The organism is Glutamicibacter sp. BS14, from assembly GCF_056934375.1.
In genome coordinates, this window is sequence record NZ_CM167801.1 from 1,906,807 (window position 1) to 1,920,240 (window position 13,434).

The following is a 13,434-nucleotide window of genomic DNA, read 5'->3' on the forward strand; positions in this document are numbered from 1 at the left end:
CATGTCGAACTCTGAAAAGCTTTTCGCCGAAGCCCGCGAAGTCATGCCAGGTGGCGTGAACTCCCCGGTGCGCGCCTTCGGTTCGGTCGGCGGTGTTCCTCCATTCATGGTCGGTGCCAAGGGCGCATACCTGACCGACGCCGACGGCAAGGAGTATGTCGACCTGGTGTGCTCATGGGGTCCGGCACTGCTGGGCCACGCCCACCCGGAGATCCAGGCTGCCGTGCACGCGGCCGTGGACCGCGGTTTGTCCTTCGGCGCATCCACTCCGGATGAGGCCAAGCTCGGCGCGCTGATCAAGTCCCGCATGGGCGGGGTGGAACGCGTGCGCATGGTCTCCACCGGCACCGAAGCCACCATGACCGCCGTCCGCCTGGCCCGCGGCTACACCGGCCGTGACCTTGTCATCAAGTTCTCCGGCTGCTACCACGGCCACCTCGATGGACTGCTGGCCGACGCCGGCTCGGGTGTTGCCACCCTGGCCTTGCCAGGTTCCGCCGGCGTGACCGCTGCCACGGCAGCAGAGACCTTGGTGCTGCCCTATAACGACCGCGCCGCCATCGAGGCGGCCTTCGCCGAGCACGGTGCGAATATCGCTGCGGTGATTACCGAATCTGCTCCGTGCAACATGGGTGTCGTAGTTCCAGAGGACGGATTCAACAAGTTCCTGAAGGAAACTACCGCCAAGCACGGCGCGCTGCTGATCCTCGACGAGGTCCTCACCGGCTTCCGCGCTTCCTCATCGGGCTACTGGGGCCTGACCGGCAAGGAAGAGGGCTGGAACGCAGACCTCTACACCTTCGGCAAGGTCATCGGCGGCGGTTTGCCCACCGCGGCCCTGGGCGGACGCGCTGAGGTCATGGACTACCTGGCACCATTGGGTCCGGTCTACCAGGCAGGCACGCTGTCGGGCAACCCGGTAGCGATGGCTGCCGGCATCGCCCAGCTGACCCACGCGACCGAGGACGTCTACGCGCACCTGGCCAAGCAGTCCGAGGCGCTGCAGGGTGCCATCACCGAATCCTTCAATGCTGCTGGCCTGGACCACTCGATCCAGCGCGCCGGTACCTTGTTCTCGGTAGCATTCGGCACCTCCGAAAGGGGAGTGCGCAACTACGCTGACGCGCAGGGGCAGGAAGCCTTCCGCTATGCACCGTTCTTCCACTCGATGCTGGACTCCGGGGTGTACCTGCCGCCAAGCGTCTTCGAAGCATGGTTCGTCTCGGCGGCCCATGATGATGCCGCAATGGAGAAGATCTTCGCGGCCCTCCCAGCAGCTGCCCGGGCCGCTGCGGCCGCCACGGCCTAATTGCAGGCTCCCGAGGGCAACAGCCAGGGCCAGGCAGGCACCGTGAGGTGCTTGCCTGGCCCTGGCTCATTTAAGCCTGGAAAGACGGTGGGAAACGGAACTGCCCGAGTTCCGTATACGGAACTCGGGCAGTCAAGGTTCAAGCGTTCGGGAATGCCCCGTGGCTGGAAACCGGATTAGAAAGCGGCGATAACGCTGCCGTCGGTCCAGGTCTTCTCGATGTAATCGCGGACCTCATCGGAGTGCAACAGCTCTTCAAGCTTCGCAACAGCCGGGGTCTCTTCGCCGTCGCGCCAGGTCAGGAAGTTGGCGTTGGGGTTGTTCGCGCCCGACTCCTGGGCAAGCATCTCTGCTTTGTCCAGCTTGGCCTGGACGATGTAGTTGCCGTTGATGACCGCCAAGCCGATGGAATCATCGGACTTGTAGTACTGGACGACCTGCTCGGCGTTGGCGTCAGTGATTTCGAGGTTCAGCGGGTTCTTGTCCGCGTTGCCGTTGACGGTCAGCAGGGAATCATCATCGCTGAGGTTCTGCAGCAGCCCTGCTTCTTCCAGGACGCGCATGCCGCGGATCTGATTCACCGGGTCGTTGTTCAGCAGTACCTTGGTGCCTTCTGCGACGTCCTTGGCGTCCTTGAACTTCTTCGAGAAGACGGTCATTGGCTCCACATGAACGCCAGCGCCGTGCGCGAACTCGTAGCCCTTTTCCTTCATCTCGGTAGCCAGGTAGGCCTCGGTCTGGAAGTAGTTGGCATCCAGCGAGCCGTCGGCAAGTCCGGTGTTCGGGGTGACGTAGTCATCGATCTCCATGACTTCCAAGTCGATGCCGGCTTCCTTCGCCAAGTTCTCATCGATGAAGTTCAGGATGTCTGCCTGTGGGACCGGGCTGGCGCCTACCTTGATAACCGTAGGGTTTGCCGGATCCAGGGTCGCTGCAGCATCAGCAGTTGGTTCGCTGCTGCCGCAAGCAGTCAGGGCGAATGCGGTGGCAACACCGGTGATGGCGAGTGCGAGTTTCTTGCGCATAACTTGTTTTTCCTTAGGTAGAGCCGTGAGGCACGATGCGAGTGGATTTGCCGTGTCCTCAGCGGTTCCACGGCTCCGCCGGATAGACCGGCGGAAGTTTTGACTAGCGGTGATCGACCTTGCGGGCGATCGCATCACCGATGACCTGCACCAGCTGGACCATGATCACGATAATCACGATGGTCGCAAGCATGATGGGCATGTTGTAGCGGACGTAGCCGTAGTTGTAGGCCAGACGACCCAAACCGCCACCGCCTACCAAGCCAGCCATCGCGGAGTAGCCGATCAAGGTCACCAGAGTGGTGGTGACGGCCGAAATGATGCCGGGCATGGCTTCAGGCACCAGGACCTTGCGAATGGTTTGCAGCTTGGTGGAACCCATCACCAGCGCGGCATCGACCTTGCCAGCGGAAACATCGCGCAAGGCGGTTTCCACCAGGCGGGCGAAAAATGGGACCGTGCCGATGGTCAAAGAGACCGAGGCAGCGATCGGGCCCAGCGCGGTGCCGATGAGCATCGCGGCGAACGGAATCAGGGCGACCATTAAGATGGCGAACGGGACGGAACGGGTGATGTTCACGATCACCGTGGAGAGAATCGCGTTTAGCCAGCGGACCGGCGCCAGTCCGCCTTTGCCAGTGACATGCAGCAAGATACCCAGCAGCAGTCCGATGATCACGGTGATCACACCTGAGATCAAGACCATCTGCAGGGTTTCGACGGTCGCTTGGCCTACGGCCTTGAGTACGGTGGGGGTGAAGAAATCCATTGCTTACTTGGCTCCCTTCACGGTTACGGCGATGCCGGTGGACTTCAGGTGGTTCACGATTGCATCCAGATCCGCGTCGGGAGCCAGCTGCAGGCGCAAGTGCGCGTACTGCTGGTTGCCAAGCTGCTCGACCGAACCAGCCAAGACATTGACATCGGTATTGAACAAGCGGGCAATGGAAGAGATGACAGGCTGGGTCGCCTGGCCGCCGGTGTAGAGCAGGTCCAGGATCGGTCCTTCGCCCTCGATGCGTGGTGCGTCGCCCGGAAGCGGGAGCAACGTGGAAGCCAAAGTGCCTTCGGCGTTGGTGATGACCTGTTCGATATTGCCGTGCTCCACGATCTTGCCGCCTTCCAGCAGCGAAACGGAATCGCAGGCTTGCTTCACGACGTGCATTTCGTGGGTAATGATCAGCACGGTGATGTTCAACCGATCGCGCAGCTTCTTGACCAAATCGAGGATTTCATCGGTGGTCTTCGGATCCAAGGCACTGGTCGGCTCATCACAGAGCAGGACATCCGGATCGGTGGCCAGCGCCCGGGCGATACCAACGCGCTGGCGCTGGCCACCGGAAAGCTGGGATGGGTACCCTTTGGCGAACCTGGTCAGGCCCACGAGCTCCAGGAGTTCAGCGACCTTGGCATCAATTTCGGCTTTGGGCATGCCACCAAGCTCCAGCGGGTATGCCACATTCTGCTCGGTGGTGCGCGAGTCGAAGAGGTTCGCGTGCTGGAAAACCATGCCAATTCGACGTCGCGCATTCCGTAACTCGTCGGTGCTGACGTTGGTCAGCTCCTTGCCGTTAACGGCAACGGTTCCGGATGTGGGCTGGTCGAGCAAGGTCAAGCAACGGACGAGAGTGGATTTACCCGCTCCGGAATGTCCGACGATGCCATGAATTTTCCCGGTAGGGACTTCAAGGCTGACACCATCAAGGGCAACAACATCCTTGCCGTCTTGCTGGTAGACCTTGCGCAGGTCACTGACTGTGATCACTAGGCGTGTTCCTTCAGATTCTCAAAGGGTGTAGAGAGTACCCTCCATTGAATCATCATCGAACAAAATCGCCCGAATCAAGGGGAAATTACAGTCAAGATTCTTAGTATGAGGCCTTAATGGGGGAGCCTTCGAATATAATTTGTTGATTTGTGACAGAAAATGAACGATTGGCTTCCGCATGGTGGTCGCGAGGCCTGTTGACCCCATGTGAAACGGGGCACAAGAAGCTGATTATTTCAATCTTTACGACTCGGTGATAGGCCAAGCGCCGTCGACAACAGCTTCAGGCTTCGTCTTGCGCAAGTATTTCTGGAAACTTTCTGCCTGTTCTTTCGCCCAACCGATCTGCCAGCCGTGCAGCACCATCGGATCTACTTGCAACTGCGGATAGCGTTCGCCCAGCTGGCGAGCGACCTCGACGCAGGCAACTGCATCGGCCAACGAGGTGTGCGCATTTTCGAGGACTACACCGTAGAACTCGCAAGCCGCCGCAAGGGTGCGCTTCCCCTTGCGGAACTTGTCAACCTGCTTGTCGATGATGAACGGATCGATCACATTGCCCGGGAAAAACGGCTCAAGGTCGTAGCGAACGGCTTCGCTGTAGAGCACTGAGAAATCGTACGAAGCATTAAAAGCAACGATTGGCGCTTGCTCCGAGGCGAACTTCAGCAAATTCAAGATCTCCTGAACGGACTGTTTCGCCGGGGCACCGTCGGCGCGGGCTTTCTCGGTGGAGATTCCGTGAACTGCGGCCGCGGCCTCTGGAATCTCGACCCCGGGGTTTACCAGCCACTCGCGGTTGTTCACCACTTTGCCATCGGCATCCAGCAAGACAACCGATGCCGTAACGATGCGTGCAGTATTGGTATCAACACCAGTGGTTTCCAAATCAAAGCCAATTGCCAGGCCCTTGTGCCATTCAGTCATGGATATAACGCTACAGCCAAGGCGGGACAGGACGGCCCTGCGAATTGCGTGTTGTGGAGTCCTGCAAGCTAATTGGCAGAATAGGGCTATGACATCTGACGCAGCCGAAAAGCCCCTGGACTATTCAGAGGCGGTGCATCGCCTCGCAGCACTCGTCCCGGCAGGGGCGGTGCTCAGCTACAAGGACGTGGCAGAACTTCTCGGAAGCGGGGGAGCACGCCAAACGGGCAAGGCGATGGCAAGCGCGCCGGAAGGGACACCATGGTGGCGGATTATCCGCTCCAACGGTTCCATGGCCGATGCGCTTGCCGAAGCAGCAGAACGGCACTGGATCGCAGAAGAACTGGCAGCACCTGGCCGTCACGTGAACATGAATAGATACCGCTGGAACCCCAACGACTGGGCGTGGGAAAAAATTGACGCGCTGCGTACGGCGCTGGGCAACCCCAAAATGTCCGAGATGGATGATCAACTATGAGTATGGAAGAGACCCGAAGCCAGCCCCGCGAAGAAGCCACCTCGGTCCTTGGCCACTTGCATTCGGTGGAAAGCCCGGTCCTGGTCACTGGGGCTCCGGGTACCGGCAAGACCCATCTGCTCATCGACACCGCGGTGGCGCACCTTGACGCCGGGCTCGATCCGCAGGCCCTCTTGATCATCGGGCCAACTCGACTGACCGCTGCCTCGATCCGTGATGAGCTCAGCCGCCGAGCAGAACGGACTTTCACCGAACCGGTGGTTCGCACCTGGTCGGCTTATGCCTTTGACTTGATCCGCCGTGCCCGCGTTGAAGGACTCTTGCCCCAGCTCGAACGCATTCCCCGCTTGCTCTCCGGTCCGGAACAGGACACCCTCATCGGCCACCTGCTGGAAGGCCATGCCGAAGGCCTCACCGAAGGACCGCAGTGGCCAAGCGAACTGGCGCTGGCAGTAGGGACTCGCGGCTTCCGCAAGGAAATCCGCGAGTTCTTCGACCGTGTTTCAGAGCTGGGATTGGAACCTGCAGACATCGCTGACCTCGGCCAGCAAGCCAACCGCCCCGAATGGCACGCTGCTGCGCTGTTCTACCAGGAATACCGCGACCTGCTGGACTTGGGCAGCGCCGAAGCCTTCGACCCGGCAGGGCTGATTACCCGGGCGGCACAAATTCTGGAAGACAATGAAGCGTTCCTGCACGCAGAACAGGACCGGTTGGCCCTGATCCTCGTGGATGACCTGCAAGAAGCCACCCTGTCGCAGCACCGCCTCCTGGCTCTGCTCGGCAAGGACCGCGCCATGGTCGCTTTCGCTGCACCCGACAGCGTAGTTCAGGGATTCCGCGGTGCCCGCACCGATGAATTGCATCGTTTCGCACAGAATTACGCGAGTGCTGGCGAAGCGACCTGCCTCGAACTGACCCACGGCTATCGAATGTCTGGACAGATCACCGAGGCATGGAAACGGATCGTCAGCCGCGTGCCGCTGGCTGCAGGCTTGCGCGGACGAGCTATTGAGCCGTTGAACGTGCCGGAACACGAACTATGCCAGGCACTGGTATTCGAGAATTCCACCTTGGAAGAACGTTTCATTGCCCAGCGGATAGTGCATCTGAACCTCTACGAGAACCGCAGCCTCGCTGAAATTGCGATTGTGGTGCGCAACGGTTCACAGGTGCGCTCCTTCAGCCGTTTTCTTGAAGGCCAGGGAATCGGCGTGCAGGTGCCGCCGGCCGAAATTCCATTGAAGGATGAAGGTGCGGTCCGTCCGCTGCTTGACCTGTTGAATTTGGCGTTCAGCGATTCTGTCACCGATGACCCGCTCCTGATGCAGAACCTGCTGCTGTCGCGTTATGGGATGAGCACTGCCTTGGAAATCCGCCGGATCCGCCAGCTCTTGCGCCAGCAGGAAGCCGCAGCCGGCGGACGCCGCTCCAGCCAGGAGTTGCTTGAATCCTGCCTGCGTGAACCGGCAATGGCCGAGAAATTGGGCAAGCCGGGTTACGGATTGAACCGGCTGCTGAAGATGTACTCCGCGCTGCAAGACGAACTGGCCAGCGGAACCGCTACACCGGAAACAGCGCTCTGGGTGATGTGGGAGGCCTCGGGCCGGGCAAAGGCCTGGCGCGAAGAGGCCCTGGGCACCGGCACTGCCGCCCGCCGCGCAGATCATGACCTGGATGCTGTCCTGTCGCTTTTCCAAGCCGCAGAACGTTTTGTGGATCAGCTTCCCGGCGCCAGCGTCCAGCAGTTCATCGAGCACATCTTGCAGCAGGAATTGCCCATGGACTCCTTGGCAACCCGTGCTGCCGGTGGGCAAACCGTCACGGTTCTCACTACCGCTGCCGCTGCCGGAAAGCAATGGCCAGTGGTCTTTATCCCCGGGCTGCAAGAAGGCTCCTGGCCCAACCTCCGGCTCCGTGGCGAGCTGCTCGGTTCCAATGCGCTCGCCGACGCCGCGGAGCATGGCATTGAATTCCTGGCCACCCGAACGCCAACGCATCTGGTACGCCAAATCCGCAACGACGAATTGCGCAGCTTCAGCAATGCCGTCTCCCGTGCTGGAGACCAGCTGATTTGCACGGCGGTCGATAACGAAGACAGCCAGCCTTCCTCTTTCCTGGATCTGGTCGAGCCACCGGGGCCAGAAGGCAGGGAACCAACCGCGGTTCCGCGCATCCGTTCGCTTCCAACCTTGGTGGCAGAGCTGCGCAGCACCGCCGAGAGAGCCAGGGCCGCCGGCCTTGGGGCAGCGCCAGCGCCGGACGATGTGGAAGCAGCTAACCTGTACCAGGACGCCACCCACGTGCTTGGACGCCTGGCTCAGGCAGAGCGCCCGGTGCGAGGAGCGCATCCAAGTTCCTGGTGGGGGTTGCGCGAACTGACTACCCATGAACCGGTTATCCCGGAAGACCAGCCTCGGCGGGTGTCACCGTCGAAGGTGGAAACCCTGGTGAAATCGCCGCTGAACTGGTTTGTGCAAAGCGCTGGTGGAACCGCTGCCCGCGATTTCGCGGCCTCCTTGGGTACGCTGATCCACTCCATCGCCGAAGAGCATCCCGATGCAAGCGGAAGCGAATACCAGCAGATCCTGGAGCAACGCTGGCCAGAGCTGGAAAAACTGGAGAACTGGGAAGGTCAAAGGGACTTCGACCGTGCCAATAGCATGCTCAAGAAGTTCGCCGCCTACTGCGTCACCATGCGCCAAGAAGGACGCGAACTGGTGGCTCGCGAGATGCCGTTCCAGATCGAGGTCCCGGCCCCTGACGGCACGCATATCCAGCTTCGCGGAATTATCGACCGCGTCGAAGCTGACGCCAACGGCAAGGTGAGGGTCGTTGACCTGAAAACCGGTTCCACTGCGCCATCCAAGGACGCAACCTTGGAACACCCGCAGCTAGGCGTCTACCAAACCGCAATCCAGCTCGGCGCGTTGCAAGATCACGAGGAAACTGCAGGACTCCCGGATGAGCCAGCCGGCGCATCCTTGGTCTACGTCGGTACCAGCACCAAGGGCGCCTCGGTCCGTGAACAACCATCAATTGGTGAAGGGGACTGGGCCCGCGCGCTCATCTTCGAAGCTGCCTCGCTGATGGGAAACAGTGAATTCATCACCCGGCACGTTTCGGGAGCCGCAGGGATCCTCGGCAACTGCACGCTGCCTGAAATCTGCCCTTTGTGCGCCCAAGGACGACAGGTCACCGAACCATGAGCAATATCAGATTCACTCCAGAAGAACTCTCCGCAGCCCTGGGCGAGCAGTTTCCGCCCACCGCGCAGCAGGCTGAGATAGTCGCTGCGCCATTGGAACCGATGCTGGTCATCGCCGGCGCCGGCTCGGGCAAGACCAAAACCATGGCGGATAAAGTCGTCTGGCTGGTAGCCAACCAGCTGGTCCGGCCGGAAGAGATTCTCGGGGTGACCTTTACCCGCAAGGCAGCGGGAGAGCTTTCCGTGCGTATCCGTGCCAAGATCGCGCAGCTTGTGGCCACCGGTCTGCTCAGCCCAGAAGAAACCCGGGACTTCCTTGACCCTGCGGTATCCACCTACCACTCCTACGCCAACACCCTGGTCCAAGACCATGGGCTGCGGCTTGGCCTTGAAGAAGACAGTGCCTTGTTGGGCGCGGCCCAATCATGGCAGGTGGCCCACTCGGTGCTGGAAAGATACACCGGCAACTACGAGCACCTGAACAGTGCCACCAGCACACTGATTGATGCCATCGTTTCCTTCAGTTCGGAAGCATCCGAGCACTTGGTCACCGCACCTGAGGCCCATCAGTGGATTGATGACCTGGTGGCACGCCTGCGCACCTTGCCGATGGACGCAGAGAAGCCCAAGAAAACTACCCAAGCAGCCCTCAAGCTCATCGACAAGCTGGCTTCACGTGCCACCATCGCTGAGTTGGCTGAAGAGTACGCCCGGGAAAAGAAGCGCCTCGGGGTGATGGACTACGGCGACTTGGTGGCCCACGCAGCGCGTATCGCCCAGGAGGTGCCGGCAGCTGCGCTCGCCGAACGGGCTAGCCACAAGGTGGTGCTGCTGGATGAATTCCAGGACACCTCGCACGCGCAGATGGTGCTCTTCTCTCAACTCTATGGCGAAGGCCATCCGGTCACCGCGGTGGGTGACCCTAACCAATCCATCTACGGATTCCGCGGGGCTAGTGCCGGTCAGCTGTTCCGATTCCCAGAAGTCTTCCCGATTGTTCGGGACACAGGCCGGGACGTCGCCCACGTGAAGCACCTGACCATCGCATGGCGCAATACCGTCAACGTGCTCGCGGCAGCGAATAGCATCACTGCCGGCGGGCCGCAGCATCAAGGCCCGGTCTCGGTCAAGCCCTTGGATTCCTCGGCGCATGCCAAGCCAGGTCGTGTGGTGCTCAACCGTTGCGCAACGGTTCGCGACGAGGCAGACGCCATAGCCGACATGATTGTTGCCGAGAATAGGGCATCTTCCGAGCCGAAGACCAGTGCGGTGCTCTCGCGAAATCGTACCCAGTTGAGCATCATGGGCGAGGTGCTCGCTGAGCGGGGCATCAAATACCAGCTCGTGGGACTATCCGGATTGCTGAGCACCCCTGAGCTCACCGACCTGGTCTCGTACCTGCACGTGCTGGTTGACCCGCTGCGCTCCGACAAGCTCATGCGCTTATTGGCTGGAGCGCGCTGGCGGCTGGGTGCCGCAGACCTGATGGCCTTCGCCGATTGGTCCCGCCAGCTGGAACGGCGGCGAGCCCGCGGGCTGCAGCCAGACCCGGCAGAAAGCGAAGAGGCGCAGAGCCCCGAAGAAGCAGTGACCGAGGCGGCCCGCGCCGAACTCAATGATGCGGCCAGCCTCGTCGAAGCACTGGACTTCCTGCCCAGGGAAGGGTGGACCAGCAATGACGGCAGGACCATTAGCGCAGCGGGCTACGAGCGCTTGGCGGCCCTGCGCGATGAACTCGCCGGCCTGCGGCTGCTGGCCAATGACGACCTTGAAACGCTGATTCGCGAGACCGAACGCGCCATGAACCTGGACATCGAGGTGGCTGCCCGTCCGTGGATATCTCGAGACAAGGCGCGAGCCAACCTCGATGCCTTCGCCGATGTGGTACGCGAATACTGCCGCAATGCGCCACGCGTTGAACTGTCCGGCTTCTTGATGTGGCTGGAACAGGCCGCCGAAAAGGAAAAGGGACTACCGCTGCCAAGCGAAGATGCTGACCCCGCGGCAGTCCAATTGCTGACGGTTCACGCGTCCAAGGGATTGGAATGGGACATCGTGGCGGTGATGACCTTGAACGACGGGGTGTTCCCGGGTTCCAAATCCGACCGGTGGACCAGCGGTGACAAAGCGCTGCCCTGGGAAATCCGTGGCGACGCCCGCGACCTGCCCCAATGGGACACCGAACAGCCGGCCTTGAAGGAACTGCTGGAAGCCGAATCGGTCTTCAAGGACCAGGTAGAGGACCACCACATTGCCGAAGAGCGTCGCCTGGCCTATGTTGCGGTGACCCGCGCCAAGTCATTGCTGATTTGCAGTAGCAGCGTCTGGACGAGCACCCGTACCAAGCCAACCGAGCCATCAGAATTCTTCACCTGTTTGCTTCCGCTGGCCGAAGGCGAGGAACCCCAGGCGGAGATCGGGGTCTGGGTGAAGGACGAAGAAGCGCCGGAACAAAACCCGAGCACTTTGACGCCCCTTGAAGCGCTGTGGCCGTACGATCCATTGGAAGGCCCCGTCGTCACGGGGGGAGTGCAAAAGACTCCATACCCGTATTCACGGCGCAATGTCATTGCGGAAGTGGCGAAGGATCTCGAATCCGTTCCAACAGATCATGAGCCGCTGACCAGCTTCGGGAGGCAGTGGGCTGAAGAAGCCGAGAAACTTCTAGGCCAGCGCGAGTTCTTGGCTGGCCGTGAGCGCAGCATCGAGGCACCAGAGCATGTGCGTGCTTCATTGTTTGTCGAGCTGGCCGAGGACCCGGTTGGGGTACTGGAAAACCTTCGACGCCCGGTGCCGCGTCGACCGGGGCTCGCTGCACGGCGCGGTACCGCGTTCCATGCCTGGATTGAAGAGTTCTACGAGAAGACGTCAATGCTTGATCTGGGAGACCTGCAGGATCCGGCAGATGGCTATCTTGATGAGGCGCTGGACCTTGAATCCATGAAGGAAGCGTTCCTATGCAGCGAATGGTCCAAGCTGCAGCCGGCCTATGTCGAGGTTCCATTGGAGACCCGTGTGGGTCCGGTGGCTGTGCGTGGCCGCATTGATGCCGTCTTCCGGATGGACGACGGTACGTGGCTGATGCTGGACTGGAAAACCGGTCGAGTTCCTAGCGGCAAGGATCTGAAGAGCAAGCTGGTCCAGCTCGCGGTGTATCGTCTGGGCTGGTCACGCCTGCACGGAATCCCGCTAGAGGAGATCAAGGCCGCCTTCTACTATGTGGCGGCGGGCATTACGATCCACGCGGAGTATCTCTCCGATGAGCAAGAACTGGAACAGATGATCAGCAGCGCGTTTGAACAGCTCGAAGGCTAGCCGCTCAGGACGCTGGGAAGTCTTTACTTCTCGGCGTCCTCAACAGGCTTGTTGTTCTTTTCAGCAGGCTCAGCCGTGCTCATTGGCCGTGCGGCAGCTGACTCGGCCTCCGCTGCATCACTATCGTGTTCGGCGGCCTTGGAGGCGGGTTCATCCTTCGCAGGCGAACTGTTCTTGGCATCAGCCTGAACAGCATCAGATTTTGGCTGGTCACCAGACTCCTCTGGCGCGGCCTGGACATTGGACGCTGTGCTTCGGGGTGTTGCGGAGTTCGGCGATTCCGCTGCCAGGGGAGTGACCTTGTCGGTGTTAATGCTTGGCGCGGCGACGGCGGCCGGCTTTTCCGGAGCCTTCTGGGCCGGTGCTTCTGGCTGGGGAGCCAAAGGGCGCGGAGCTTCCACGACCGACAATGGCTGGCCACCGTACTCCGCGATGTTCTGGTCCAATTCGCGTAGCATCTCTTCGGCCTCGGCGATGCGCTCGTAGTCCTTGGAATCCAAAGACTTCACCAGCCACTGCGCCAGCGCGAATTCGGCGGCCAGCGCGGCGCGACGCATGATGTGCGGATCCGCAGCCTTGCCGCGGGCTTCGACATAGGCGGTGAAAACGCGCTCGCTGAAGCTCTGGTCTTCTATGGCCGAAAGCCAAGCGAAGTCATCAGCGGGATCACCGACGTGCAAATCTGTCCAGCCCTTGACTGCAGTGATGCTGGAATGGGAAATCTGCAGCTGCTCTTCATCGAAGTCGCCGTGAACTACGGCAGCGTTGAAACGCCACAGCGCCACGTCCTCCATGGCGTGTTCCCAACGGCGCAGTAAACCGCTTGGCACCTTGCCCGTAGCCGCGGCCGTATCCAGTTCGTTGAGTTTGCGCTGTCGAATCTCGTCGGCAGTGTAGGTCGGCAGGCCTGCCACTTCAACAGCTTCATCTGGGATCTGGTGGATGGCAGCCATGCATTGGCCCAGCGACTTGGCCAGGTTGCTGCCGACATCAACCAATTCATCGAGGGTCGGAACGTGTCCGGGCATATCCTTGTAGACAAAGGTGCGCAGTGGGCCCTGGCGCACGGTGCCGGCTACGGCAGGCAAGGAAAACGGCAGTGAAGCGCGGACCTTGGCGGAGAAAGCGCGCAAGGCCGAAAGCTCTGCTTCCAGACGCATGCTTGCCTCGTCATGCCGAGGTGAACGAACGCGCCAGCGATGCTTGAGTGCGTCGACGATCAATGCTGAGTCAAAATCTTCTGCATCGTCGGACAGCGCCGCGAAGCCTACCGGAGTCAATCCGGGGACGGCGGCGGTGGCAATTGCGGCGAGTTCCATGGCAGTGCGTTTCACAAGTTCCACCGTATGCGAGATTCCCTTTTCTATCGTTGAATGACGCACGGAATATGGCGGGATTCACCGG

Annotated in this window: 9 protein-coding genes; 4 read left to right on the top strand and 5 right to left on the bottom strand. The window is 60.8% G+C overall.

Translation table 11 applies throughout. The features are described 5' to 3' along the window. The first annotated feature begins 1 nt into the window (after nucleotide 1). Nucleotides 2-1,309, top strand: a complete 1,308-nt coding sequence (hemL, locus tag AC1Z36_RS09110; RefSeq protein ID WP_400288341.1) for a glutamate-1-semialdehyde 2,1-aminomutase — start codon at nucleotides 2-4, stop codon at nucleotides 1,307-1,309. Between the two features lie 176 nt (nucleotides 1,310-1,485). On the opposite strand, the gene AC1Z36_RS09115 is transcribed toward hemL, so the two are convergent. The 4 genes from AC1Z36_RS09115 to AC1Z36_RS09130 form a co-directional block, all read right to left on the bottom strand. Further along, nucleotides 1,486-2,334 (bottom strand): MetQ/NlpA family ABC transporter substrate-binding protein, encoded by an 849-nt coding sequence (locus AC1Z36_RS09115; RefSeq protein ID WP_105657508.1) that lies wholly within the window; start codon nucleotides 2,332-2,334, stop codon nucleotides 1,486-1,488. A 103-nt stretch (nucleotides 2,335-2,437) separates the two neighbouring features. Further along, complete coding sequence (locus AC1Z36_RS09120) at nucleotides 2,438-3,103, bottom strand: methionine ABC transporter permease (protein WP_105657507.1); 666 nt, start codon at nucleotides 3,101-3,103, stop codon at nucleotides 2,438-2,440. 3 nt (nucleotides 3,104-3,106) lie between these two features. Continuing rightward, entirely contained in the window at nucleotides 3,107-4,099 is a 993-nt protein-coding gene (locus AC1Z36_RS09125) for a methionine ABC transporter ATP-binding protein (RefSeq protein ID WP_105657506.1), read from the bottom strand. Between the two features lie 246 nt (nucleotides 4,100-4,345). Beyond that, nucleotides 4,346-5,029 carry a 3'-5' exonuclease gene (locus AC1Z36_RS09130; protein WP_105657505.1) on the bottom strand — a complete coding sequence of 228 codons (684 nt, stop codon included), beginning with the start codon at nucleotides 5,027-5,029 and terminating at the stop codon, nucleotides 4,346-4,348. Between the two features lie 88 nt (nucleotides 5,030-5,117). On the opposite strand from AC1Z36_RS09130, the gene AC1Z36_RS09135 reads away from it, so the two are divergent. The 3 genes from AC1Z36_RS09135 to AC1Z36_RS09145 are packed head-to-tail and all read left to right on the top strand — an operon-like array spanning nucleotide 5,118 to nucleotide 12,030. Continuing rightward, the gene (locus AC1Z36_RS09135; protein WP_166650728.1) at nucleotides 5,118-5,507 is read left to right on the top strand and encodes an MGMT family protein; all 390 of its coding nucleotides are present in this window, start codon (nucleotides 5,118-5,120) and stop codon (nucleotides 5,505-5,507) included. Beyond that, nucleotides 5,504-8,716 (top strand): ATP-dependent helicase, encoded by a 3,213-nt coding sequence (locus AC1Z36_RS09140; protein WP_133833705.1) that lies wholly within the window; start codon nucleotides 5,504-5,506, stop codon nucleotides 8,714-8,716. Before AC1Z36_RS09135 ends, AC1Z36_RS09140 begins: the two co-directional genes overlap by 4 nt. Then, nucleotides 8,713-12,030 (top strand): ATP-dependent helicase, encoded by a 3,318-nt coding sequence (locus AC1Z36_RS09145; RefSeq protein ID WP_105661508.1) that lies wholly within the window; start codon nucleotides 8,713-8,715, stop codon nucleotides 12,028-12,030. Before AC1Z36_RS09140 ends, AC1Z36_RS09145 begins: the two co-directional genes overlap by 4 nt. 23 nt (nucleotides 12,031-12,053) lie before the next feature. Here the strand turns inward: AC1Z36_RS09145 and AC1Z36_RS09150 are convergent, their stop codons facing one another. Next, the gene (locus tag AC1Z36_RS09150) at nucleotides 12,054-13,364 is read right to left on the bottom strand and encodes a phosphotransferase (RefSeq protein ID WP_105657502.1); all 1,311 of its coding nucleotides are present in this window, start codon (nucleotides 13,362-13,364) and stop codon (nucleotides 12,054-12,056) included. Between the last annotated feature and the right edge of the window lie 70 nt (nucleotides 13,365-13,434).

Coding starts and splice junctions, on each gene's coding strand:
- hemL (WP_400288341.1), top strand. CDS start 2: ATGTCGAACTCTGAAAAGCTTTTCGCCGAAGCCCGCGAAGTCATGCCA.
- AC1Z36_RS09115 (WP_105657508.1), bottom strand. CDS start 2,334: ATGCGCAAGAAACTCGCACTCGCCATCACCGGTGTTGCCACCGCATTC.
- AC1Z36_RS09120 (WP_105657507.1), bottom strand. CDS start 3,103: ATGGATTTCTTCACCCCCACCGTACTCAAGGCCGTAGGCCAAGCGACC.
- AC1Z36_RS09130 (WP_105657505.1), bottom strand. CDS start 5,029: ATGACTGAATGGCACAAGGGCCTGGCAATTGGCTTTGATTTGGAAACC.
- AC1Z36_RS09135 (WP_166650728.1), top strand. CDS start 5,118: ATGACATCTGACGCAGCCGAAAAGCCCCTGGACTATTCAGAGGCGGTG.
- AC1Z36_RS09140 (WP_133833705.1), top strand. CDS start 5,504: ATGAGTATGGAAGAGACCCGAAGCCAGCCCCGCGAAGAAGCCACCTCG.
- AC1Z36_RS09145 (WP_105661508.1), top strand. CDS start 8,713: ATGAGCAATATCAGATTCACTCCAGAAGAACTCTCCGCAGCCCTGGGC.